22 protein-coding genes and 1 pseudogene are annotated in these 24,591 nt (G+C 56.7%); 12 read left to right on the forward strand and 11 right to left on the reverse strand.

Going from position 1 to position 24,591, the window contains the following annotated elements; genetic code table 11:
- The first annotated feature begins 280 nt into the window (after positions 1-280).
- The 5 genes and pseudogenes from ABTW55_RS15780 to ABTW55_RS15800 all read left to right on the forward strand — a co-directional run bounded on the left by ABTW55_RS15780 (position 281) and on the right by ABTW55_RS15800 (position 10,387).
- Positions 281-1,948, forward strand: coding sequence for a ShlB/FhaC/HecB family hemolysin secretion/activation protein (locus ABTW55_RS15780; RefSeq protein ID WP_060423119.1), 1,668 nt, complete (start codon positions 281-283; stop codon positions 1,946-1,948).
- A gap of 60 nt (positions 1,949-2,008) precedes the next feature.
- The gene (locus ABTW55_RS15785) at positions 2,009-8,080 is read left to right on the forward strand and encodes a DUF637 domain-containing protein (protein ID WP_060423116.1); all 6,072 of its coding nucleotides are present in this window, start codon (positions 2,009-2,011) and stop codon (positions 8,078-8,080) included.
- Positions 8,077-8,460, forward strand: coding sequence for a hypothetical protein (locus ABTW55_RS15790; protein WP_043147815.1), 384 nt, complete (start codon positions 8,077-8,079; stop codon positions 8,458-8,460). Before ABTW55_RS15785 ends, ABTW55_RS15790 begins: the two co-directional genes overlap by 4 nt.
- Before the next feature lie 86 nt (positions 8,461-8,546).
- Positions 8,547-10,016: pseudogene (locus ABTW55_RS15795) on the forward strand (DUF637 domain-containing protein); the annotation flags it as partial.
- Between the two features lie 8 nt (positions 10,017-10,024).
- Positions 10,025-10,387 carry a DUF596 domain-containing protein gene (locus ABTW55_RS15800; RefSeq protein ID WP_049194996.1) on the forward strand — a complete coding sequence of 121 codons (363 nt, stop codon included), beginning with the start codon at positions 10,025-10,027 and terminating at the stop codon, positions 10,385-10,387.
- A gap of 218 nt (positions 10,388-10,605) precedes the next feature.
- On the opposite strand, the gene ABTW55_RS15805 is transcribed toward ABTW55_RS15800, so the two are convergent.
- The 4 genes from ABTW55_RS15805 to purM all read right to left on the reverse strand — a co-directional run bounded on the left by ABTW55_RS15805 (position 10,606) and on the right by purM (position 13,364).
- A complete protein-coding gene (locus ABTW55_RS15805) occupies positions 10,606-10,821 on the reverse strand; it encodes a hypothetical protein (protein ID WP_039568432.1) in 216 nt (71 codons plus the stop codon).
- A gap of 202 nt (positions 10,822-11,023) precedes the next feature.
- Positions 11,024-11,575, reverse strand: coding sequence for a spermidine N1-acetyltransferase (speG, locus tag ABTW55_RS15810; protein WP_004941631.1), 552 nt, complete (start codon positions 11,573-11,575; stop codon positions 11,024-11,026).
- Between the two features lie 113 nt (positions 11,576-11,688).
- Positions 11,689-12,327 (reverse strand): phosphoribosylglycinamide formyltransferase, encoded by a 639-nt coding sequence (purN, locus tag ABTW55_RS15815; RefSeq protein ID WP_049194849.1) that lies wholly within the window; start codon positions 12,325-12,327, stop codon positions 11,689-11,691.
- The gene (purM, locus tag ABTW55_RS15820; protein ID WP_025303843.1) at positions 12,327-13,364 is read right to left on the reverse strand and encodes a phosphoribosylformylglycinamidine cyclo-ligase; all 1,038 of its coding nucleotides are present in this window, start codon (positions 13,362-13,364) and stop codon (positions 12,327-12,329) included. The genes purN and purM overlap by 1 nt, the downstream gene beginning before the upstream one ends.
- 255 nt (positions 13,365-13,619) lie before the next feature.
- Between purM and upp the strand changes: the two genes are divergently transcribed.
- The 3 genes from upp to ABTW55_RS15835 all read left to right on the forward strand — a co-directional run bounded on the left by upp (position 13,620) and on the right by ABTW55_RS15835 (position 16,371).
- A complete protein-coding gene (gene upp, locus ABTW55_RS15825; RefSeq protein WP_004941642.1) occupies positions 13,620-14,246 on the forward strand; it encodes a uracil phosphoribosyltransferase in 627 nt (208 codons plus the stop codon).
- Between the two features lie 76 nt (positions 14,247-14,322).
- A complete protein-coding gene (gene uraA, locus ABTW55_RS15830) occupies positions 14,323-15,612 on the forward strand; it encodes a uracil permease (RefSeq protein ID WP_021504398.1) in 1,290 nt (429 codons plus the stop codon).
- A 108-nt stretch (positions 15,613-15,720) separates the two neighbouring features.
- Complete coding sequence (locus tag ABTW55_RS15835) at positions 15,721-16,371, forward strand: DUF421 domain-containing protein (protein ID WP_033648818.1); 651 nt, start codon at positions 15,721-15,723, stop codon at positions 16,369-16,371.
- A gap of 36 nt (positions 16,372-16,407) precedes the next feature.
- Here ABTW55_RS15835 and ABTW55_RS15840 read toward each other — a convergent pair whose 3' ends face one another.
- Positions 16,408-16,656: a GlsB/YeaQ/YmgE family stress response membrane protein gene (locus ABTW55_RS15840; RefSeq protein ID WP_033635514.1), complete on the reverse strand. Its 249-nt coding sequence runs from the start codon at positions 16,654-16,656 to the stop codon at positions 16,408-16,410.
- 33 nt (positions 16,657-16,689) lie between these two features.
- Complete coding sequence (locus ABTW55_RS15845; RefSeq protein ID WP_019452428.1) at positions 16,690-17,205, reverse strand: hypothetical protein; 516 nt, start codon at positions 17,203-17,205, stop codon at positions 16,690-16,692.
- Positions 17,206-17,477: 272 nt separating this feature from the next.
- Here ABTW55_RS15845 and hda point away from each other — a divergent pair, with 272 nt between their 5' ends.
- Positions 17,478-18,179, forward strand: a complete 702-nt coding sequence (gene hda / locus ABTW55_RS15850; RefSeq protein WP_025159568.1) for a DnaA inactivator Hda — start codon at positions 17,478-17,480, stop codon at positions 18,177-18,179.
- 7 nt (positions 18,180-18,186) lie between these two features.
- Here hda and ABTW55_RS15855 read toward each other — a convergent pair whose 3' ends face one another.
- The 4 genes from ABTW55_RS15855 to ABTW55_RS15870 form a co-directional block, all read right to left on the reverse strand.
- Positions 18,187-18,732 (reverse strand): AlpA family transcriptional regulator, encoded by a 546-nt coding sequence (locus ABTW55_RS15855; RefSeq protein ID WP_041036242.1) that lies wholly within the window; start codon positions 18,730-18,732, stop codon positions 18,187-18,189.
- A 13-nt stretch (positions 18,733-18,745) separates the two neighbouring features.
- Positions 18,746-18,976, reverse strand: coding sequence for a hypothetical protein (locus ABTW55_RS15860; RefSeq protein ID WP_033644019.1), 231 nt, complete (start codon positions 18,974-18,976; stop codon positions 18,746-18,748).
- A gap of 200 nt (positions 18,977-19,176) precedes the next feature.
- Positions 19,177-19,530: an arsenate reductase (glutaredoxin) gene (arsC, locus tag ABTW55_RS15865; protein WP_033648817.1), complete on the reverse strand. Its 354-nt coding sequence runs from the start codon at positions 19,528-19,530 to the stop codon at positions 19,177-19,179.
- Between the two features lie 20 nt (positions 19,531-19,550).
- Positions 19,551-21,020, reverse strand: a complete 1,470-nt coding sequence (locus tag ABTW55_RS15870) for a M48 family metallopeptidase (RefSeq protein WP_033635508.1) — start codon at positions 21,018-21,020, stop codon at positions 19,551-19,553.
- A gap of 339 nt (positions 21,021-21,359) precedes the next feature.
- Between ABTW55_RS15870 and ABTW55_RS15875 the strand changes: the two genes are divergently transcribed.
- Both ABTW55_RS15875 and ABTW55_RS15880 read left to right on the forward strand, forming a co-directional pair.
- The gene (locus ABTW55_RS15875; RefSeq protein WP_004941666.1) at positions 21,360-21,899 is read left to right on the forward strand and encodes an Rrf2 family transcriptional regulator; all 540 of its coding nucleotides are present in this window, start codon (positions 21,360-21,362) and stop codon (positions 21,897-21,899) included.
- A 159-nt stretch (positions 21,900-22,058) separates the two neighbouring features.
- Positions 22,059-23,267 (forward strand): NAD(P)/FAD-dependent oxidoreductase, encoded by a 1,209-nt coding sequence (locus ABTW55_RS15880; protein ID WP_060423110.1) that lies wholly within the window; start codon positions 22,059-22,061, stop codon positions 23,265-23,267.
- A gap of 34 nt (positions 23,268-23,301) precedes the next feature.
- Here the strand turns inward: ABTW55_RS15880 and ABTW55_RS15885 are convergent, their stop codons facing one another.
- On the reverse strand, positions 23,302-23,763 hold the full coding sequence (locus ABTW55_RS15885; RefSeq protein WP_033635506.1) for an Lrp/AsnC family transcriptional regulator: 462 nt from the start codon (positions 23,761-23,763) through the stop codon (positions 23,302-23,304).
- Positions 23,764-23,956: 193 nt separating this feature from the next.
- Here ABTW55_RS15885 and ABTW55_RS15890 point away from each other — a divergent pair, with 193 nt between their 5' ends.
- Positions 23,957-24,574, forward strand: a complete 618-nt coding sequence (locus ABTW55_RS15890; protein ID WP_033635505.1) for a LysE family translocator — start codon at positions 23,957-23,959, stop codon at positions 24,572-24,574.
- Positions 24,575-24,591: the final 17 nt, after the last annotated feature.

Raw genomic sequence — 24,591 nt, forward strand, 5'->3', positions numbered from 1 at the left:
GCGGGTTAATTTTGTAAACTTTATTTTTTATTTTTAGCGATATTGTGCGTGTTATTTAACTCTTGAATTTATTATTGGTAATTATTTAGGTTTTTAATTCATGTGTTAATAATATCCGCCATCAGGAAATGTGGCGGCAAGCTCGACAAAATATATTCCTGATGTTTAACCACGTTGTGAACCCGATCAAACAAAAACAATTCTCATTATCATTGATCGCCGGCGTAAAATGTATATACTTCGATAAGCTATGTAAACTAACGTAAATGGATGTGTTTAAATGTGTGCATGGAAGCCCGGGATTTGGCCTGCACTCTTGGCGCTCTGCGCTCCGGCGTGGTGTGCGGAGATCGCCAGCCCTGCTGACCGCGACAGCATTACCCAGCAGCAGAAAACGTTGCTGGAACAGGCGCAGCAGCAACGCGAGGCGCTGCAAAATAACGTTGAGTTGCCGGCCTTGCCGCTGCCTGTGTCGGCCGCCGCAGGGGCGGTTTGCCAGCCGGTGCGGCAGATCGTTTTTCAGGGCGCCGAACATCTTTCCTGGTCGGTAAAAGAAAGCCTGGCGCGCCCGTATCAGGGGCGCTGCCTGACGCTAGAGCACATCAACCGTCTGGTGCGCGAAACCACCAATGCTTATCTGCAACGCGGCTATGTCACCTCGCAGGCCTGGCTACAGGAGCAGGATATCTCCCGCGGCGTGTTGACCGTGAGCGCCAGCGAAGGGCGAATCGAGTCCATCACGCAGAACGGCGAGCAGACGCTGGCGCTGAAAATGGCGTTTCCCGGCCTGGTTGGCGACGTATTGAATCTGCGCGATATTGAGCAGGGCATGGAGCAGCTCAACCGCCTGCCATCGCAACAGGTGGCTATCGATATTCAACCCGGCGAACAACCCGGCTTTTCCAACGTGGTTTTGCTGCGTGGCGCCCGGCGCGCGCCGGTCTCTTTCTCTTTCGGCGCCGATAACAGCGGCCAGAGAAGCACCGGCACCGGGCAGATGAACGCCGCCTTCACGCTGGATAACCCACTGCGCCTCGCCGATCAATGGTCGCTTTCCGCAGCGCGCAATAACGATTTCAGCCCGCATTACCGCAGCCGCAGCCTGAACGGCGGCGTCACCTTACCCTACGGCTATTGGCTGTTCAGTTACCAGTACGCCTGGAACGATTTTTTCCAGCGGGTGCCGTTCAACGGCGCGGCTTACCGCTATCAGGGCAACAACCAGACCCAGCGTCTGGGCGCCAACCGCACGTTGCTGCGGGATGGCAAACGCAAGCTGGCCGTCGATATCGGGCTGGCGCGGCGTACCACGGAAAATAAGCTGGCGGGGGAACGGTTGGGCGTCAGCAGCCCGACGCTCAGCGTCGCCAGCCTGGGCCTCAATTACAGTGCGGCTGCGGGCGGCGGCTATATGACGCTGAACCCGACGGTAAGCCGCGGGCTGCGCATGCTAGGCGCCACCGCCGACGATCCTGAGCGCGACGGAGCGCCGCGCAGCGAGTTCCGCAAGCTTGGCCTCAGCGCCAGCTACTTTTATCCGCTCGCCCCCTCTCTCTATTACCTGACCTCGGCCTATGGGCAAACCAGCGCAGACAACCTGTATGCCGGCGAGCGCATTTCCATTGGCGGGCAATACTCGGTGCGTGGCTTTAAAGAGCAGTACCTGACCGGCAATCGCGGCGCCTACTGGCGCAATGAACTCAACTGGCAATGGCGGACGTTGCCGGGGCTGGGAGAGCTTTCTTTCACCGGCGCGTTAGACGCCGGTTGGTTGCAGGGGCGCGCCGGGCTGATAGACGGCGGCAGCGTCGCCGGCGCGGCGCTGAGCGCGACGCTAAACGGCCGCTGGTTCAATCAGGCGGTCACCGTCGGTAAACCGCTGACGCACCCAGGCAGCCTGCAACCGGATCGTTGGGTGGCCTACTGGCAAGCCACCGTCACGTTATAACGCCAGCACACAGCAGGAGCGCCTCGGCGTTCAAAACAACATCCTTTCGAAGGAATGAATATGGATAAGTCCACTTCCCCTTTGGCGCGGGGCGCCAGCTATTTGCTGATCTACCTGACGGCTTTCCAGCCGTTGCACCCGGCGTTCGCCGCCGGCATTACCGCCGCTAACGGCAATACGCAGGTGGTTATCAAGCCGGGCAACGTACCGGTGGTGAATATCGCCACGCCGAACGGCGCGGGTATCTCCCACAACACCTATAAAGATTTCAACGTTGGGCCACAGGGCGCCGTATTGAATAACGCCACGCACGGGGGCAAAACGCAGCTGGGCGTGGAAATCTACAGCGCGCAGGGCAACACCTACCTGAAGGGAAAGCCGGCGGAATTGATCATTAATGAGGTGATCGGCGGCAGTCGTTCCGAGCTGCAGGGCAAGCTCGAGGTGTTCGGCAGTAAGGCCAACGTGATGATCGCCAACCCGAATGGCATCACCTGCAACGGCTGCGGCTTTATTAACGCGCCGGGCGTGACGCTGACCACCGGCAAACCGCAGTTCGACAAGCAGGGCGCGCTGGAGGCGCTGGAGGTGAAAAAAGGCGGCGTCACCATCGGCGGTAAAGGGCTGGACGGCAGCGGCGCCGACTATGTTGACATCATCAGCCGCGCCACCGAGCTGAACGGCAAAATCAACGCGCAAAACCTGTCGCTGACCCAGGGCGCTAACCGCATCAGTTTTAAAGACGGCACCATCAAGCCGATCGCCGGCGAAGGCGCCAAACCAGTGTTGGCGGTGGACACCAAGGCACTGGGCGGCATGTACGCCAACAAAATCCGCCTGGTGGCCAACGATAATGGGGTGGGGGTTAACCTGAAAGACCTCACCAGCAAACAGCGGGATATTACGCTGAGCGTTAGCGGGCGGATTGAGTTGGGCAATACACAGGCAGCGACAGACTTGAACGCCAGCGCCAGGGAAATTCATATCTCATCGGGCGTTAAGGTGCGCGGTGAACGTGACGTGACAATGGCTGCCGATACGCTCAATAACAACGGCAATGTTACGGCGCATCGCGATATGCGGGTGTTTGCCGATACGGTACGCAATGTGGCACTACGTGATGGCGACAACACCGCATTGCATAGCAACAATAATCTCTGGATTCAGAAAGACGCTCAGGGGAATAAAGCCAAACAGATAGAAAACCGCTCTGCACGCATTCAGACCAACAGCGGTGACTTGGTTATACGCACGGAGAATTTGAACAATGTCAGGCAAGAGGTTCAAGCCGTTTGGAAAAATACTCCCGCTAACTCTAAAGCGTTCAATAAATCCTTGGTAGGAAGTTATTACGACTCACGGCAAGGTGTTGACGCTATTGTGCTGCTGGAGCCTGAACTGAAGGACTTTGGCATCGGCAGTTGGTTTGGCGAAATCAACCTGTCGAAAGGCGACAAGGTTAATGTGGGGAAAGACGAGTATCTTCTGGTGAAATCGCAGGCGCCGGGGGTGATAAATTCAGGCAACAACGCTTATATCAACGCGACAACGTTATGGAACGATCAGTCGAATATCAGCGCGGCCAAAGATCTGATCCTGACGGGGAACGATTTTACCGTAAAGAGCATTCAACTCGGCCAGAAAGATCGGTACTGGCGTCTGGGAACGAACACGTTTGGCGTTGGGGCGTTTGCCCGTGACGAAGATGCGCCTCCCGGAGATTGGGATCTGCTGTATGTCACGGAAAAAGCGCCTTATACCAAGCAGCAGGAACTTGTCGTCTGGCGAGCAAAGGGGCAGCAAAAATCATCGATTACCGCCGGCAATAATCTCACTGCGGATTTTAAAAATAAGATAGAGATCAGTACGCCGACGCCTCATGAAAATCAGCTGAATGAAGTGGTCACCTCCGGCAGGCCAGAGTCGCTAAAGGCACGGAATGTTCTGCTGCATGCCAAAAATATCGTCGGTACTGATGCGATTCGTGCCGACGGCAATATCACCGCGATTGCCGAAGATCGGATTGTTCTTGGGCAAGGCATTTTGGCCGCCGGAAAAGAGCTGTCTCTGACGGCGGTCAACGCCATCGACGCCTGGCAAAGTGAGCTGAAAGGGCAGGACGTCACGCTAAACGCCAAAAACGGTGAGATAAAGATACATTCCAGCGAGAAACCTCACTACTTCCGCCCTGACGGTTCGCGTTGGTTGGGCAGCCTTGAGGCTTCACGCGATCTGTCTCTCACGGCTGGCAGTACCATTACGTTGCTGAATACGCTGCTGGCGCCGCAAAGTCGCAATATCGCCATGACGGCTAACGGCAGCATTGCAATCGTAAAAAACAGCGCGTTGTTGGAGGGGGCGCTATTGGGGGGGCCGGTTTCTCCGGCTAAACGGCAGGAATACTTCAACCAGCTGTTGGCCAGTGGCCAAATGAGGGCAACGGGTTCGGTTCTGCTCAATAGCGGTGGCTATCTGGCGCTCCGCGGCGCCAAGATTAATGCGGACAAGGACGTTACGCTGTTAGCCGCCCATAACGCCGATCTTAACTACCGTGAACTTGACGGCCGATTCAATGCGCTTTTCCCTGTGTCCCGCACGCCTGAACTGGGTAGCCGGGTACACGCCGGCGGCAATTTGCTGATTAACTCGGCCCGCGACATCGGCACCCAGGGTGGCGCGCTCTCCGCTAACGGCAATATCACGCTGCTGGCCGGGCAGAATCTATGGTTGTCGAACCTGGCCTATTCCGCCATTGATGCCGCCAACGACAACAACAAAGACGACCGCCATGTGGTCACAGCCCTCAGCGCGGGTAAAAACCTGACCGCGTCGGCGAATAACCAACTGCTGACTTACGGCGCCAGGCTGACCTCCGGCGCCAACATGACGCTGACCTCCGGCGGCGATATGCGTTTCGAGGCGGTGCAAAATCACACTTACCGCGAGGGCGGCAACGAGTTCACCGAAACCCGTACTCAGCAGGGCACCGAGCTGAATGCCGGCGGCCTTATGACGGTGATTGCCGGCGGCAGCATTCTCTTTCAGGCCACCAAACTCCTGTCTAAGGGACAACTTGGACAGATAGGTATTTCTATCGACCTTTCTGGGGTTGACTCTGCATTTTCAATGGCTGAACGCCGGGTTCAGGAGGCTAGGCAGCGACTTGAACAGACGATAAATAATAGGTCTAAGACCGAAAACCAACTAAATGCAAGTAAACACGCATTGGGTAGCGCACGTCAGCACCCTGATACCTTGTCGTTATTTGATGCTGCCGCACATCCAATTACGTCATCATCATCCCGGTTCGTTTCAGTGCCGGTTTATAGCGGAGGGGGTGTTCACTTTGACGCTTCGGCATTGATTGATAATCAGGCACACCTCGAGCGGTTATTACGAGAAGGGGGCCGGGCGTTTGTTAATAATGTCCTTCAATGGGGAGATGTCACTGCACCGACTCAAGACGGCGTCAAAGTCGGTAACGCGATAAAAGAAGCGACCATAGAAGAATATGACAAGATTCGTCAGCGTTTAATAGACCGCCAGAATGCGATAAATAACGCGCAAAGTGCGCTAAATGCATCCCAACATGCATTTGACCAGGCCCAGCAGCAGACTCTACAACAGACGAAAGAAAAAAATGATGCCGAAAATCAACTTAACGTGGCTCTGGCAGCAAAACAGCGCCAACATGATGCGGAAAGACAACGTAAAGAGCAGGAAGATGCTCGAAATCGTGAACTGGCGATCCGCACCGGTTCCTTGGATATCGCCGCCAAGGGCGGCTATCTCTACGCCCAGGCGATGGAAGAGTCCAGCCACTTCGAGAAAAAGGAAACCAAGCGCAAATGGTGGGGCAAGAAAACCGAGGTTAAGCAGACCCGCCATGACGTGACCAACAAGGTTACCGAGTTTACCGCCGCCGGCAATATCACGCTGATGAGCCGCGACGACAGCACCTATGAAGCCAGCAAAATCGCCGCTGGGCAAAACGCACGCCTGACCAGCTCCCGTGGCCAGGTTAACTTCCGCGCGGTGAAAAACACCTCTTTCGAACAGACCGTCAGCAATTCGAAAGGCTTCTTTATCAAGCAGGCCAATAAAGGGTACGAAGACAATAAGTGGGTGCTGCCGAGCATTCATACCGGTGGCGCCTTGACCGTAGAGGCCGCCAAGGGCGTCAGCGCCGATGTGAAGGTGAAAAACGGCCAGGCGCTGCAAAGCGCCATCGACGCCCTGGGCAATACGCCGGGCACCACCTGGGTCAAAGATCTGAACAAGCGCAACGACGTGCAGTGGAGCAAGGTCAAAGACGCTTACGACAGCTGGGATTACAAGAGCCAGCACCTGAACCCGGCGGTGGCGGCGGTGATCGCCATCGCGGCCGCGGCGGTGACCGCAGGCAGTTCACTGGCGGCCACGGCGGCCTCCAGCGTTTCCGGCGCCGTGGGCGGCGGGGCGGTAACCAGCGGGGCGGTCACCGCCGGGATGTCTTCGCTGGCCTCCCAGGCGGCGGTGGCGTTGGTGGAGAATCGGGGCAACCTGTCGAAAACCCTGCAGGCGCTGGGCAGCAATGAGAACGTCAAGGCGACCGCCACGGCGATGGCGATCGGCGGCGCGCTCAACGGTTTCGACAGCGCGATGGGCTGGAGCAAGGACGCGGCGGGCAAACCGCTCAATCCAAACAACGTCAAACTGCCGCAGCTGAGCAACGGCGACTGGAGCAGGGTGGCGCAGCGGGTGGCCGGGCAATCGGTCATAAGCTCCAGCCTGAATACCGCCATCAATGGTGGCAGCTTCAAGGACAACCTGACCAATGCGCTGCTGGCGAACATCGGCAGCCAGGTTCAGGCCGAGGGCGCCAATCTGATCGGGGATAACGGTCAGGTTCTCAATATACCGGGCCGAGCCGTAAGCCATGCCGTTCTAGCGGGCGTGGCCGCAGAAATCGGCAAGGGCAATGCCAAAGGCGCAGCGGCAGGGGCGCTGGCGGCGGAGCTGGCCGGGGTGATCATCAATGATAATTTGGTCAGAAGTGAAGGCTGGCAAGAGCGTCAGGCTCAAATCAGCCGCGTAGCGGGCGCCTTTGCAGGGGCCATCGTAACCGCCAAAGCAGCAGGTGCCACCAGCGGTGCAAATGCGGGTGAGTTTGTCGAGCGTTTTAATCGACAGTTGCATCAGGAAGAACTCAACGCCATTAAAGCGTTGGCTAAGGGTGACAAGGAAAAAGAAGCGCGTCTGATGGCGGCTTCATGCCGAAAAGTAGCTTGCACCACGCAAGAGGCGTTGAACTCAGACGAACGCAAGCAGTTTGAAGCCCTGATGAATAAGTACCCGTCAACGCGGGATGAAGACGGCCTCATTGCCAATTACTGGGTACAAAAAGAGCGCCAGCGCTTCGGCAACTATCCGGCGTTTGCCGGCTATGACAGCGAAAAGTTATTCACGTATGATTTGGGCGACCAGATAACCGACGGCCAGCTGTTTGCACGCAACCAGCAGATAGAACAAATCAGCAAGTTGACCGGGTGGTCGCCGGACTGGGTGAATGCCTCGGTGATGGCGGTCTCTATTGCCAGCACGTTTGCCGGTATGGGTAAAGCGAACGTCGGCAACCAGTACCTGTCATCCAAACTGGTAGGGCCAACCAGCGCCTGGAAAGGGTATCTGGTCAATGAGAAGACCGTTCAACAGGCTGCTGCGTTTAGGCAGCAGGTATTGGATGCTAGAGCGCCGTTTTCTCAAAATATCAGGAAGATGGGGAATGCCGCAGTTGCACAAATCGATATCCCAGGCATGCCGAAAACTCTTGCGGCACATAGCCGTATAGACAAGGCTGAAAAAAGTTTTGTTGGGAAAGGTGGGGGAAACTTCACATATGAAACGATCAAGAATAGTGACGGTAACCCAATCCCCAGAAACCTGGATTCTGAATATAAAATTTTGGATAATCTGGCTGATAAATTGGGGGCGAACATTACCGCTAAGGGAAAGGTTACCATTTTTACTGAGCGTGTAGCTTGCGACAGTTGCCTTGGTGTCGTGGAACAGTTTCAGAAAAAATACCCAGGAGTCAAGGTGGAAGTGATCGATAACAATAATATACTGCTGATACCTCGGAGGTTGAAATGATAGATGACGAACGTATGAGCTATAAGGATATACGAACTGATTTTTTAGACTGTTTCTACGGTTGTTGCCGAAATATTTTAGATACGAGTAATAAGTCAGGCGAGAAGCCTTCGTATGACGGTATAGAAATAGGATATGCATCATATCAATATGAGTATGTACCTTTTATACCTATAGAAAATCTAATGTTAAATGTATTTAAGCTTGTTTTAATGGCTGGTAGAGGGCCAGAGGGGGTAGAAATTAATATTAGAAATAACATATCGGACATATTAAAGGATAGATCTCTAGAAGAGTTACTGCTGGATGCTAGCGAAGAAGAAAAAAGCGACTTGCTTTATGACATGGAGCTACTTGGGTTACTGGAACAGTGTAAGTAATACTGTAATTCGGTAATATTTTTTTCCATGAACGGCTCTTCGGAGCCGTTTTCTCTTGATGCTGTATTCCATATAAACGCCGATAGGACGCGGTGGGCAAACCGCTTAATCCAAACAACGTTAAACTGCCGCAGTTGAGCAACGGCGACTGGAGCAAGATTGCTCAGCGTGTAGCGGGGCAATCGGTCATCAGCTCCAGCCTGAATACCGCCATTAACGGTGGTAGCTTCAAAGACAACCTGACCAATGCGCTGCTGGCGAATATCGGCAGCCAGGTTCAGGCCGAGGGCGCCAACCTGATCGGGGATAACGGCGACGTTCTGGGTGCGGCCGGGAAGTCAGTCAGCCATGCGGTTGTGGCGGGCATCGCCGCGGAAATTGGGCGCGGCGACGGTAAAGGGGCTGCTGCCGGGGCGCTGGCGGCGAAGCTGGCCGGGGTCGTGATGCAGAGCACGCTGTTCGAACCGGCCAATCTCAACGAAAAGGAACGCCAGCTCTACCGTCTGCAGGAAGCGCTAAACGGCAATGAAGTAAAAGAGCAAACGGCACGAGTGATCGGGGCTTTGACCGGGGCGTTGACAACGCATACGCCGGAAGGCGCCTACAGTGCTGCGGACAGCGCGCAGTCGGTTTATCGCTACAACATGACCGAACATATGTTGATGCAGTATGCGCTGGATAATCAGAAAGACATTTTGGCCGCTGATAAAGGTGATGTTGCTGCGGCAAAACGTGTTGTGGCTCGCCGAGAAGCTGCCGCAATAGTGGCGACCGTAGGTGGCGGCGGTCTGGTACTTGCTGCGGGGGGAATGACGCTGGTGGGAGCTGCGCCAGAATTGGTTCTGGCGGCACGATTGGCGATTGCCGGCTGTAAAACCAACCCCGCTCTTTGTCTGAATCAAGCCGGTATTTATGCGGCGGATATTGTGGCTCCAGAGGCGATTATTGGTACTGGCGCCATAACCACCGGCAGCACATTGATTTTGGGTAAGACCGAAGACAGCGTGAGGAAGTTGAGCCGACAGCTGGTGAACGCTTCCGATGAATTATACAAAACAAAAACGTTCAACACTCAGCCGGTTGCCGATTTTATCAAAGGAGAAACAGCAGCCGGGGCGAATTTGTCGACTAAAACGGCAGATTATTTGCGGGAAATACAGAAGGTTAACACTAACCAGTTGGTCAAGGTGTTTGATCCGAAACAGAACGAAAGTAAGCTAAACGTGTTTGGTCAGCAGTTCGAGCAGGTGTTAGGTGGGGGTGGCGGCAACAAGCAAGGTAATACAAAAGTGTTTGCCACTGAGAATTTATCGAAACAGGCGATTTTCGATTATGCGCAATCTCTTACCGGGGGGAAACCATTAATAGAAGTTAGAAAAGATGCACTATGGACGGTGGTTTTAAATGAAAAAACAGGTGAGAAATTAACTCTTAGGAGTGTTTCAAGTAGCAAGGAAGATACCAAAGCACGTTGGACGATTGATATCATAGATCATGAACACCTGAATGCGCTTCAAGGTAAAGTGAAAAAAAGAGTAGAAATCAAATTTCGATGAGGGCAACCATGTTGTATAGCGAGGATCAATACAAACTGTTTAGTGAAGAGTTGGACGGTGCTTCCATTGGAACCGTATGGTCAGCTATGAGAGCTGATAATTTTGATAGGAATACATTGTCCTACGAAGAAAAGAAAAACTATTTTTTCGATTTAATTCATCACCTTATGACTGAAGGGAGAGTAAGGTTAGGTAAACATGGCCAATTCCTTGAGGGAGACATTGAAGAACAGGTAACACATTACAAATCTGTATTCCCTAAGACAGAAGAGGAATGGAAAACAAAAAATGAAGACATTTGGTTCTATGAAGAGGAATGCCCTGGTGGTCTTGTCTGGATTGATGAAGACGGCTACCAAGATTGGACGTAGTTACTGATACTATCTGTAGCATGATAAGCTGTTAACAGGTGATAAAAAGCCCGCAAAAGTGGGTTTTTTATTACGCAGTAATCAAAAAGTAATACATTGATTTTATTGTCACTTTAAAATAATTCGGTTTGCAATATATACACATTGCAGAAATATTCGCTTTGATAATGAATATGGTGCATATATCGCTCTGCAATATCTACGATGAAATTGGGTTTTTATCGTCCCCGCCCCGAAACCCGCAGCACCAACCCCACCAGCAACAACACACCGCCCGAGGCATAGAGCGGGAACCAGCGCGTCCACCAGAGCGGGGAAAACAGAGGGGCGCTATTGGGATCTGCAGGCGCGTAGCCGCTATAGGTATTCAGGCCGGCGGTTATGGCGAACATGACCAGACCGATAAAAAGCAGCAGGTTTGAGATGGTCGTCATTATATTTTTCCTTTGTAGAGGCAGAGGGTAACTCTTACTATCACCATTAATTATTGTTCGATTAATTATCTCGGGAAATATTATTTATTTCCGTATTCATCAGGCTATTTCCTGACGATAAAATAGCATGCCTTAATACTAGCCACTTATTTCCCAATAAAAAACCCGCCTGCGCGGGTTTTCTCTTTTTTCTCGCTAATTGTCACTTCACCAGCGGCTTATCATTGGGCGTTTTGAACTTCGCCAGGTATTGCGGCTGGAAGATGCACATGCGCAGCACGGTGCGGTATTCGCCGTTGACGAAGAACTCGTCGATCAACTCGCCTTCCACGTTGAAGCCCAGCTTGCTGTAGATGTGGATCGCCTTCGGGTTCTCTTTGTCGACGATCAGGTACAGCTTGTACAGGTTCAGCACCGAGAAGCCGTAGTCCATCGCCAAGCGGGCGGCGGTGCTGGCATAGCCTTTGCCCTGGTGGGCGGGATCGATGATGATCTGGAACTCTGCGCGGCGGTGGATGTGATCGATCTCCACCAGCTCCACCAGGCCGACCTTGGCGCCTTCGTGCTCGATGATAAAGCGGCGCTCGCTCTGATCGTGGATGTGTTTGTCGTAGAGATCGGAAAGCTCGACAAAGGCTTCGTAAGGTTCTTCAAACCAATAGCGCATAACGCTGGCGTTGTTGTCCATCTGGTGGACGAACGACAGATCGTCCCGTTCCAATGGGCGTAACCTGACGCTGGCAGTGCTGGACATGTGGGCTCCTCTGTGCCGTGAAATTGTGCAAAGTATAACTTCACAGAATGGATGAAGGCGAAAAAAAACGGCGCCGCGTGGGCGCCGTTTAGGCAAGGTTCAGGCTGCGCGCATCAGTCGGCGGCGTGGCCCTGCTCAGGCAGGCGTTCGCCGTCCAGCCAGGCGGCGCCATCGCGCATCGCCAGGCGGCCGTCGACGAACCAGCTCACCACCAGCGGATAGATCGTGTGTTCCTGGGTTTGCACCCGTTCAACCACGTCATCCTCTTCGTCGTCAGCGAAAATCGGCACCTTGGCCTGCAAAATCACCGGGCCGCCGTCGAGCTGTTCGGTCACGAAGTGCACCGAGGTGCCGTGTTCGCTGTCGCCGTTGTCGATGGCCTGACGGTGAGTATGCAGCCCCGGGTATTTCGGCAGCAGGGAAGGGTGAATGTTCAGCATGCGGCCGGCATAACGCTGCACGAACTGCGGGCTGAGGATGCGCATGTAGCCGGCCAGCACCACCAGATCGGGCTGGTGCTGGTCGATGGCGTCCGCCAACGCGGCGTCGAACGCCGTGCGATCGGCATAGGCCTTGGCATCCAGCGCCTGGGTGGCGATGCCCGCCGCCTCGGCGCGTTGCAGGCCATAAGCCTGCGCCTTGTTGCTGAACACCGCCACGATCTCGGCGGCGATGCGGCCCTGCTGGCAGGCGTCAATCAGCGCCTGGAGATTGCTCCCCTGGCCGGAGACCAACACCACGATCTTTTTCATCAGTTGATGACCACTTGTTGTTCGTCGGAAGAGGCGGTCAGTTTACCGATTTTCCACGCTTTTTCACCTGCCGCGGTCAGCAGCGCGATGGCCGCTTCCACTTCGGCTTCCGGCAGGGCGATGACCATGCCTACGCCGCAGTTGAAGGTGCGGTACATTTCATGGCGGCTGACGTTGCCGGCCTGCTGCAGCCAGGTGAACACCGCCGGCCACTGCCAGCTGGCTTCGTCGATCACCGCCTGCATGCCTTCCGGCAGCACGCGTGGAATGTTTTCCCAGAAGCCGCCGCCGGTGAGGTGAGCGATGGCGTGTACGTCCGCCTTCTCGATCAGCTCCAGCACGGACTTCACGTAAATCTTGGTCGGCGCCAGCAGGTGGTCGGCCAGCGGTTTGCCTTCCAGCTGGGTGGCGGTCGGATCGGTGTTGCTCACTTCCAGGATTTTGCGCACCAGCGAGTAGCCGTTGGAGTGCGGGCCGGAAGCGCCCAGGGCGATCAGCGCGTCGCCGGACTGCACTTTGCTGCCGTCGATGATCTCGGATTTTTCGACCACGCCGACGCAGAAACCGGCCACGTCGTAATCTTCGCCGTGGTACATGCCCGGCATTTCAGCGGTTTCGCCGCCCACCAGCGCACAGCCGGACTGTTTGCAGCCTTCGGCGATGCCGGTGATCACGCTGGCCGCGGTGTCCACATCCAGCTTGCCGGTGGCGTAGTAGTCGAGGAAGAACAGCGGCTCGGCGCCCTGAACCACCAGATCGTTGACGCACATCGCCACCAGATCGATGCCGATGGTGTCGTGGCGTTTCAGATCCATCGCCAGACGCAGCTTGGTGCCCACGCCGTCGGTACCGGAAACCAGCACCGGCTCGCGGTATTTCTGCGGCAACGCACACAGGGCGCCAAACCCGCCCAGACCGCCCATCACTTCCGGGCGACGGGTCTGTTTAACTACACCTTTGATGCGGTCTACCAATGCGTTGCCAGCATCGATATCGACACCTGCGTCTTTATAGCTGAGAGAGGTTTTGTCGGTCACTGCGCGATTCCCCACGACGGTTTGCGGTTTGAAAACTGTGCTTCCGATGTTGATTCCGGAATAAGGCGCGGCAATTCTAACAGCGCAGGCAAACGTTTGCGAGCGGCTTGTGAACCGGCTCCGCTTTTTCGTCATCTATACTGATATTCAAACTTTTGTTGATCCCGATCGGGCTATGGTGGGTGGCGCGGCGAAAAAAAGGAGGTATAATCCCGCGATTTTTTTGGCCGCAACCACCTTAATAGGAGAAAAATGATGAAGATCGTTGAGGTGAAACACCCGCTGGTAAAACACAAGCTTGGCCTGATGCGCGAAAATGACATCAGCACCAAACGCTTCCGTGAGCTGGCCTCAGAAGTGGGTAGTTTACTGACCTATGAAGCGACCGCCGATCTGGAGACGGAAAAAGTCACCATCGAAGGCTGGTGCGGGCCAGTTGAAGTGGATCAGATCAAAGGGAAAAAGATTACCGTAGTGCCGATCCTGCGCGCAGGCCTGGGCATGATGGAAGGGGTACTGGAGCATGTGCCGAGCGCGCGCATCAGCGTGGTGGGCGTATACCGCGACGAAGAAACCCTGGAGCCGGTGCCGTACTTCCAGAAGCTGGTTTCCAACATCGAAGAGCGCATGGCGCTGGTCGTCGACCCGATGCTGGCCACCGGCGGTTCGATGATCGCCACTATCGATCTGCTGAAGAAAGCCGGCTGCCACAGCATCAAGGTGCTGGTTCTGGTGGCGGCGCCGGAAGGCATCGCCGCGCTGGAGAAAGCGCACCCGGACGTTGAGCTGTACACCGCCTCCATCGATCAGTGCCTGAACGACAAGGGCTACATCGTGCCTGGCCTGGGCGATGCGGGCGACAAGATATTTGGTACCAAGTAAACATTTGAGCCGACTTAACGAGTCGGCTTTTTTTTGACTAAAACCTATAAAACCAATAAACCGAGGAAAAGCACACATGACCCGTCGCGCCATCGGCGTCAGCGAGCGCCCGCCGCTGCTCCAGACCATTCCGCTCAGCTTCCAGCACCTGTTCGCCATGTTCGGCGCCACCGTGCTGGTGCCTATCCTGTTCAAGATCAACCCGGCGACCGTGCTGCTGTTCAACGGCATCGGCACGCTGCTGTATCTGTTCATCTGTAAAGGCAAGATCCCGGCCTACCTCGGTTCCAGCTTCGCGTTTATCTCGCCGGTGCTGCTGCTGTTGCCGCTCGGTTACGAAGTGGCGTTGGGCGGTTTCATCATGTGCGGCGTGCTGTTCTGCCTGGTGGCGCTGATTGTGAAAAAGGCCGGCACCGGCTGGCTGGACGTGATGTTCCCGCCGGCGGCGATGGGGGCGATCGTCGCCGTCATCGGGCTGGAGTTGGCGGGCGTGGCGGCCAACATGGCGGGGCTGCTGCCGGCGGAAGGCACCAGCGCCGATTCGACCACCATCACCATTTCGCTGGTGACGCTGGCGGTCACGGTGCTCGGCTCGGTGCTGTTCCGCGGCTTCCTGGCGATTATCCCGATCCTGATCGGCGTGCTGGTGGGCTATGCGCTGTCGTTCTTCATGGGCGTGGTGGATTTGACTCCGATTCGCGAGGCGCACTGGTTCGCGCTGCCGACCTTCTACACTCCGCGCTTTGAGTGGTTCGCCATCTTCACCATTCTGCCGGCGGCGCTGGTGGTGATCGCCGAGCACGTCGGCCACCTGGTGGTGACCGCCAACATCGTGAAGAAAGATCTGATCCGCGATCCCGGGCTGCACCGCTCGATGTTCGCCAACGGCATTTCGACGGTGTTCTCCGGCTTCTTCGGCTCTACGCCGAACACCACCTACGGTGAGAACATCGGCGTGATGGCCATCACCAAGGTCTACAGCACCTGGGTGATCGGTGGCGCGGCGGTGTTGGCGATCCTGCTGTCCTGCATCGGTAAGCTGGCGGCGGCGATCCAGGCGGTGCCGGTGCCGGTGATGGGCGGCGTTTCCCTGCTGCTGTACGGCGTGATCGGCGCCTCGGGCATTCGCGTGCTGATCGAGTCCAAAGTGGATTACAACAAAGCGCAAAACCTGATTTTGACCTCGGTGATCCTGATCATCGGCGTGAGCGGCGCCAAGGTGCATATCGGCGCGGCGGAGCTGAAAGGCATGGCGCTGGCGACCATCGTGGGTATCGGCCTGAGCCTGCTGTTCAAGGTCATCAGCCTGTTCCGCAAGGAAGAAGAGGTGCTCGACGCGCCGGACGAACCGGCGGAGCAGAAGTAACGAAAAGGGCAGCCCAGGGGCTGCCCTTTTTACTCGTATTTCTGCCTTTACATCCGTTGGGATAAAGTAGCTGATAGCATTAACAACATCGATTAAAAGGAAAAGGATATGGAGTACTACGGATATATTTTGCTCAAATTTGTTATTGGCTTTGTCATTGTTATCACCCACTTGAACTTGTCCGGAAAGACCCAGCTATCGCAAATGACCCCTGTGGATTTTATCGGCAACTTTGTGCTCGGGGGCATTATTGGGGGCGTTATCTATAGCGACAGCATCCCCTTGTACCAGTATGTCGTTGTACTGCTTATCGGGGTAGGGCTAATTTCTCTGTTGAATGCAATCAGTAAACACTGCAACTTCTTTCGTTCGGTCACTATCGGCAACCCGATACCAATTATAAAAAACGGCCGCTTTTTGATGGAAAATATTTTAGCCAAGAAAAATAAAATCGACATCTTGAACGTTTCCTCACAGCTGCATGCGCAGGGGATTCACGCCTTTCAGGAGATTGTCTATGCGCAAATTGAGCCGGGCGGTCAGATCACCGCGGTATGTGAGGGAAATGAGCTGCCTTCGATTATCATTATGAAAAATGGCAGGGCCAGGCCTTATGAGCTGCAGGAGATTAATAAAGATGAGGAGTGGTTGAGCCAAACTATCCGTGAACACGGTATAGAGCCGAAAGATATTTTTATTGCTGAGTTTTGGGACGGTAGAACTGCGTTCATTCTTAATGACGGACGCATGGTCAAATAGTGAAAAAGGGGGAGCCTCAGCCCCCCCAATATCATATTAGCTGCGAATTTTGCGGTACACGAACAGCACCACGATAGCGCCGATGACCGCCACCACAAAGCTGCCGAAGTTGAAGCCGTCAACCTTGCCGTAGCCGAAGAAGGTGCTGATATAGCCGCCGACCACGGCGCCGATGATCCCCAGCACGATGGTCAGGATAAAGCCGCCGCCGTCTTTGCCGGGCATGATCCACTTAGCCAAAATACCGGCGATCAGGCCGAAAATAATCCAGGAAATAATCCCCATTTACTGCTCCTTTCTTTTGTGGCTGAGAATAGCTTACTGCTGGGTGGCCGGCTGCGTATTGCCGTTCACCGCCGCATCGGTCTCTTGTTTCAACTCTTGCGCTTTGTTTTCGGCGCTGTTCTTGATGGCTTCGGTCTTCGCCTTGGCCTGCTCGGTCAGATCGTTAGCGCCGTTGATGGCGTCGTTTTTGATGGCCTTGGCCTGATCCACCAGCTGCTGGCTTTGTTTGCCTGCGTCATCCTTGATCGCGGCGGCCTTGGCCTTGGCGTCGTTGGTGATGGCGTCCGCCTGTTTGGCAGCTTCATCTTTAATCGCCGAGGCTTTGTCTTTCAGCTGGTCAGCCTGGGTGGCGGCCTCTTTTTTGATTTCATCCGCCGTTGCTTTCGCTTTGTCCGTCAGATCGTCCGCTTTTTTCTGGGCGGCGTCTTTCATCTGCTCGGCGCTGTCTTTGGCTTTATCCAGGTTGGCGTCAACCTTGGACGAGTCATCACAGCCGGCAACCAACAACCCGATAAAGGAGGCCAACAGCACTTTATTCCATACTTTCATCGTCTATATCCTTGCAGAAACCTTGTTGATGGTGATTGCATTTAGCCTACCTATACTAGGTCAGATTTTACTTAAATTACAAATTTAACCTGCGCAGGCATGGAGTTAGGGAATGATATCGGACAATTCTTGCCTTGGCGGACACCGCAGCCGATCAAGCGGCGCTTAGGCATTGCTCACTATTGCGGCATAAGATCCTGCCGGTTCAACAGCGCCCGTTTTCTGTGTTAAACTGCCTACGTTTTTCTGCCAGTTTTGGTTGAGGTGCTTCTCTGAATACGCCGGCACAGCTTTCACTGCCACTTTATCTTCCCGATGATGAAACTTTCGCCAGTTTTTATCCGGGCGAGAACCCATCCCTATTAGCCGCGATCCAATCCGCCGTCCGTCAGGAACATGGCAGCTATATCTATTTTTGGTCGCGTGAAGGCGGCGGGCGCAGCCATCTGCTGCATGCGGCCTGTGCCGAGCTTTCGCAGAAGGGCGAGGCGGTGGGCTATGTGCCGCTCGACAAGCGCGCCTACTTCGTGCCTGAAGTGTTGGACGGCATGGAGCAGTTGGCGCTGGTTTGCATCGACAATATTGAATGCATCGCCGGCGACGAAGAGTGGGAGATGGCGATCTTCAACCTCTACAACCGCATTCTGGAAACCGGCCGCACCCGTTTGTTCATCACCGGAGATCGCCCGCCGCGCCAGCTGAACCTGCGTTTGCCGGATCTGGCTTCGCGCCTGGACTGGGGGCAGATCTACAAGCTGCAGCCGCTGTCGGACGAAGAGAAACTGCTGGCGCTGCAGCTGCGCGGCAAACTGCGCGGCTTCGAGCTGCCGGAAGACGTGGGCCGCTTCCTGTTGAAACGGCTGGATCGCGAGATGCGCACGCTGTTTATGACCCTCGATCAACTCGATCGCGCCTCGATCACCGCCCAGCGCAAGCTGACCATCCCGTTCGTTAAAGAGATCCTGGGGCTGTAGCGAGCCATCAAACCTGTTTTTCTGCATGTTCCAGCAGGGAGCTGTAGTGCTCAACCTGCTGACGTTGCCGATCGCTTCGCAGTTGCAAAGCGAGATTGATATGTTCCAGACACTGCGCATTGTCTGCAAGCCGTGGGTCGATTTTCCCCTGTTGCGCCAACCAGGCCGCCACGTCAGCCCAGCGCCATAACGGTGAGGTGCCGCCGAGCCGTTGAATGGGGGAAGGGAAGCCGCCGGGGCCGCGAGTCCCGTCTTTTAGCATCGCGATCGCCTGACGCGACAGTTCAGTGAGCTCGGCAATATCGCTTAATCCCACCAGGCTGGAGTCTACCGATATCACCTTGGCGCCAATATTTGCAGACTCAATATCACTGATGGCGCTGCAAATCGCGTGCGCAAAGTTATCGCTTTCTCGATCGAACTCCAGGTAGACGGTTTTACCGTAGAAACAGATCAGCGCGTCATCGCATCCCGCTGCATGCAGCGCATCCTCCAACCCGGTGGTATCGGCGGTCACTCCATCTAGCGTCAATGAGAAATGAAAGAGCGTCATGGTGATTCTCCGGTTATTTTTTCTGCGACAGCGCCAGGCAGTGATCGACTTTGCGCCGAATCTGTTTGGCATGTACCTCTGGATTTTTCGGCGTGCTCCAGATGCTCATCATATGTTCTTGATGTCCGGCAAAGGCGCAATGCAGTCGCCCAAATGCGTGCCCTTTGCTGGGGCGAAAATGCCATCCCTGAGAAAGGGCGTAAGCTAATGCCGCCTGGATATGCTTGTCTGGGTGTTTTTTCATCGCTCGTCCAGTGATGCGATTAGGGTAGGTGGGGTGTTGACGGTTGTCAACGCCTGTCTTGCCGTGAGGCTCGGCATTTGTGCAGCATAGCAACAGGAGAAGTTGAGGATGATGAAAAGTATTTATATAACAAACAATTAAAAATAGCCCTGTTCAGGGCTATTGGTATGTTACGGCTCAATAAGAGGCGGGTTGACCGTTTACAAAATCTCCAGCACCTGCTCCGGCGGCCGGCCGATGCGCGCCTTGCTGCCTTTCACCACGATCGGGCGTTCGATCAGTTTCGGGTTCGCCGTCATCGCCGCCAGCAGCTGTTCTTCGCTCAGGCTGTCGTCCGCCAGCTTCAATTCCTTGTACAGGTCTTCTTTCTTGCGCATCAGATCGCGCGCCGATGTGAAGCCCAGTTCCTTCAACAGCTTTTTCAGCTCATCGGCCGACGGGGGCGTTTCAAGGTACAGCACCACCTTGGGATCGACGCCGTGCTGTTCCAGCAGCGCCAGGGTTTCACGGCTCTTGGAGCAGCGCGGGTTGTGGTAAATCGTGACGTTTTTCATGGCGTTCATTCCTTGTTGCATCAGCTGCGCTGGTATTGGCGGAAGCGCTGTTGCAGTTGGCGCAGCTGGTCGATGCGCGCATCGTAGCGCGCCTGTTTCAGGCTGCCGAGTTTCTGCAGCGAGCTGGCATTGCTGAGCAGGCCGATGGCCTGATCGAGGCGGCCGGTCAGCGCCAGGCTTTCGGCGCGGGCCGACAGTTCTTCATCGCGCAGCCCTTGGGCGGCGCTGGCCTGCGCCAGCAGATCCCAGCCGTTCGGATCGTCCGGATGGGCAAAGGTGTAGCGGTTCAGGATCTTCGAGGCCTGCGCCGGCTGGTTGCCTTCGACATAGGCGTTGGCCAGGTTGAGCTGCAGCACCGGGTTGTTGCTCTGGGCGGCGTTGGCCGCCTGCAGCCGGGCGATGGCCTGCGGCGCGCGTTTCTGGCCGAGATCGATGTCGGTCATCAGGTCGATCAGCCAGACGTTTTTCGCATCCTGCGCCAGCATCGGTTGAATGATGTTGCGTGCGTCGTCGTATTTTTTCGCTTCATAGAACAGGATGGCGCGGCCGTATTTGGCGGCCGCCTGTTCGCGCACATTGCCCTTGCTGAGCGAGCCGAGCAGCTCTTCGTTCAGGCCATAGCCCTCCGAACTGTACATGCCCAGTGCGCGCACCTTGGCCATCAGGTAATCCTGCGAAGACTGCACGATGTGTTTCGGCATCTGGTTGGCGCGGTTGCGCGCGTCGGAAAGGCGGCTGTCCGGCAACGGGTGCGTCAGCAGCATTTCCGGCGGTTTGGAGGCGTAGCGCGACTGATCCGAGAGCTTCTGCAGGAAGTCGGGCATCGCTTCCGGATCGAATCCGGCGCGCTGCAGCACCTGAATGCCGATGCGGTCGGCTTCCTGTTCGTTCGACTGGGTAAAGCTGATCATGCCCTGCTGGGTGCCGGCCAGGGTGCCGCTCAGCGCCGCCATGCCCATAGTCGGGTTGGCCATCGCCAGCAGGATGGAGCCGAGCGCGCCCACCCAGGTCAGCGGGGCGTTGCGCTGCTGATCTTCCATTGCGCGCGCCAGGTGGCGCTGGGTGACGTGCGAGATTTCGTGTGCCAGCACCGAAGCCAGCTGGCTTTCGTTGTCGCTGACGCGCAGCAGCGCGGAGTGCAGCACCACGTTGCCGCCGAAGAAGGCGAAGGCGTTGATCTCGTCGTTGCGCACCAGATAGAAATGGAACGGCGTGCGCACCGAATAGGCGCTGGCCACCAGCCGGTTGCCCAACTGGTTGATGTACTGGCTCAGCAGCGGATCGTTGATCAGCGGGGCGCTGGCGCGCAGTTGGCGCACGTAGAAATCGCCCATCGCCAGCTCTTGTCCGATGCTCAGGGTGCCGCCGGCGGAGGTGCCCATATCCGGCAACTGATCCTGGCTTTCCGCCTGTGCTGGCGCCAGGGCGGTGGCGTTCAGCGTGCCGAGCAGCAGCACCGCTAACGCGGTTTTGGTCAACCGGTTGGTCATAGTCAGGCGTTTCCCTTAAATAATCATTTCTAAGACGTCAGCAGCAGACAAGAGTTCTTTATTCCCGCGGCGCAATCCGCGCGAAAGTGCGGCGGCTCACAAACCGCGGCGGCGGCACCCATCACATCATAGTCAGCCGCAGGCGACAAGGAAACGTTAGCCGGGCGCGGATCGGGCAAAAAAGTTTTATTTTTCATTTTGAAGGGCGTTTTTTCGTCGCTGGCGGCATGCATTCCGAATAAAACACGGATCAACTTTGTCCGTGTTTTATTGACAAGAGAAACGCAGACTCATATAGTCTGCGTTATTGAAGATTCATTGACGGTCGAAAACGGACACATGGCGTACATCACAACCAGCGTTGAATATGGCATCCACTGCCTGCTGTGGCTGGTCGGCGATAACCAGCGCGCGCTCAGCAGCCGCGAACTCGCCGAGCTGCAAGGCATCTCCCCCAGCTTTCTGGCCAAGATTTTCCCCAAGCTGGAAAAGGCAGGGATCGTCGCCGCCAGTGAAGGGGTGCGCGGCGGTTATCGTCTGGCGCGCCCGGCGGACGAGATCAGCTTCCTGGAGATCATCGACGCCATCGAAGGGCACAAGCCGCTGTTCGATTGCCAGGAGGTGCGCGGGCGCTGCGCGGTGTTCGACGATTCCCCGCCGGATTGGGCGGTTTCCGGCAAATGTGCCATCCACGCGGTGATGCTGCAGGCGGAGAAAGCGATGCGCGACGCGCTGGCGGCGCAGACCCTCGGCGCCGTCGCGGCCCGCTTTGGCCGCAAGGCGCCGCAGGGCTTCTTCGGTGAGGTCAACCTCTGGCTCGACGAGCGCATGACGGAACGCACCGCGCGCAGCGGCAAAACGGCGCGCGCCAAGACCTAACCACCGCCTTTCCTTAAAGCAAAACACACTTTTTCCCGCCTCTTCGGAAGGGGCGGGCGGGCCTTCTGCACCCTGTTACGGGAGCGGAACGGCATCGTTCATCCGAAAACTTGCGGGCAGCCTTATCGCCCGGTTAACCCTGTATGAAGGAGTCATCCCATGACGCAGAAAATAGTGATTGCCGGTTCCGGTTTTGCCGGTTTTTGGGCCGCCGTGTCCGCCATGCGCGCCATTAACATCGCCGGTAAGCATGACGAGATCGAGGTGCTCATGGTTTCGCCGACGCCAACGGTCACCATCCGGCCGCGCCTGTATGAAGCGGTGCTGGAAAACATGAACCCGGACATTTCCGCGCAGCTCGCCGCCGTCGGCGTGCGCCACCTGGCCGGGACGGTAGAACGCATCGACGCCGCCGCCAAAACGCTCACGGTGGCGCAGGCGACGGGGGAATCCCTTGAGCTGGTCTACGACCGCTTGGTGTGGGCCACCGGCAGTCGGCTCTCCGTGCCTGCGGTGCCGGGCTTTGCCGAATACGGTTTCAACGTCGATACGCTGGAAAGCGCGCAGCGTTTGGATGCCCATATTAAAGCGCTGGCGGCCAAACCGTCGACGCCGGCGCGCAACACCGCCGTGGTGGTGGGCGCGGGGCTGACCGGGCTGGAGAGCGCGGCGGAGATGCCGCAGCGGCTGCGGGATGCGCTGGGCAAAGACGAGAACGTGCGCGTGGTGATCGTCGATACCGCGCCGGAAGTGGGCGCCGGGATGGGGGCGGAGCCGGGGGCGGTGATACGCCAGGCGCTGGCGGAGTGCGGCGTGGAAGCGCGGGCCGGTCTGCGCGTCTCGGCCATCGACGCCGAGGGGGTGATGCTGTCGAACGGTGAGCGCATCGCCGCCAACACGGTGATCCTGGCGGCGGGCGTGCGGGCGCATCCGCTGACCGAGCAGATCCCCGGCGAGCGCGACGGCAGCGGCCGGGTGATCGGCGACGCCTTCCTGCGCGCGCCGGCGGCGGCGGGCATTTTCGTGACCGGGGATACGGTGAAGGCGGCGACCGACGATCTCGGCAACCACAACCTGATGACCTGCCAGCATGCGATGAGCCTTGGCCGCGTGGCCGGCCACAATGCGGCGGCGGAGCTGGCGGGATTGCCGACGCACCCGTACAGCCAGCCGAAGTATGTGACCTGTCTGGATCTGGGGCCCTGGGGCGCGCTGTATACCGAAGGCTGGGATCGCCAGGTGCGTTTTACCCGTCAGGAAGGCAAAAAGATTAAGCAGGAGATCAACACGCAGTGGATTTATCCACCGGCGGCGGATCGCGAGGCGCTGTTCGCCATCGCCAATCCGGATTTCGTGATTGTGCCTTAAAGAAGTCAAAACGGGAGCGGCAACGCTCCCATCGTCATTTTCCCAGCGGCAGGAATGAACGCTCCGGCACCACGGTCTTCATCACCAGCGTGGAGCTCAGGCGCTGCACGCCCGGCAGAGCGGAGAGTTTCTCGTCGTAAAGCTGTTGAAAGGCGGGCAGATCGCGGGCGATCACGTGCAGCAGGTAGTCGGGATCGCCGAACAGCCGCTGCGCCTGCACCACCTGGGGAATGTCCATCATGGCGTTTTCGAAGGTTTCAACGGCGCGGCGATCGCCTTCGCGCATGGTGACGAACACCAGGGCGGAAAAGTTATAGCCCAGGCTGCCGGGATCGAGCTGGGCGCGGTAACCTCTGATCACCCCGGATTCCTCTAACGCTCGCACCCGGCGGTGGCAGGGGGATACGCTCAACCCGATCCGCTCGGCCAGCTCGGTCACCGACAAACGGCCGTCGGCCTGCAGTTCAGCAAGAATCTTGCGATCAATCTTATCCATTTAGAAGAATTTCCCCTCTTATGCCGATTTCAGGCAAGTAATTGAAAGCACATTTTAATCCCTTGAGGATATTCTTGCCATCTGTTGAACGGTTTTGACGGCCGCCGCGGCAGGCGGGGCCGTTCTTCTTCCACGAGGAAAGCGCAATGGTTCTCTGTTCAGTGTGGCGCAGCGCGTTTGAGAGGGCGGCGGTATGACGCTCGCTCTGTTCGCCGCTTTTTGGGCGGTATCGATTTTGTTGGTGATCACGCCGGGTATGGATTGGGCCTATGTGATCTCGGCGGGCATTCGCGGCCGGGTGGTGGTGCCCGCCGTCGCCGGTTTATTGTTTGGCCATTTGTTGATGATTGCGATCGTGGTGGCGGGCGTCGGCGCGCTGCTGGTCGGCAACCCGCTGGCGCTGACGGCGCTTACCTTGCTGGGGGCGGCTTACCTCTTGTGGATCGGTTGCAACATGCTGCTGCACCCGCCGGTGCCCGGCGCCGGTGAAGATCAGCGTTCCGATTCCTGGCTGCGCTGGGCCGGCAAGGGCGTGTGCGTCAGCGGCCTGAACCCCAAGGTGTTTCTGCTGTTTTTGGCGCTGCTGCCGCAGTTTACCGACGCGCGGGCCGAATGGTCGGTGCCGATGCAGATGCTGGCGTTGGGCGTTGTGCATTTGATCAGCTGCGGCCTGGTGTATCTGCTGGTGGGATTCGGATCGCAGTCGGTACTGCGCACGCGCCCACAGGCCGCGAAGGTGGTGGGGCGCATCTCCGGCGCGGCGATGATCGTCATCGCCCTCGGGCTGCTGGCCGAGCAGGCGCTGAAATAGCGCCTGGTCAGCGAAAA

Source organism: Serratia sp. SM04, assembly GCF_040280225.1.
Lineage (GTDB): Bacteria > Pseudomonadota > Gammaproteobacteria > Enterobacterales > Enterobacteriaceae > Serratia > Serratia sarumanii.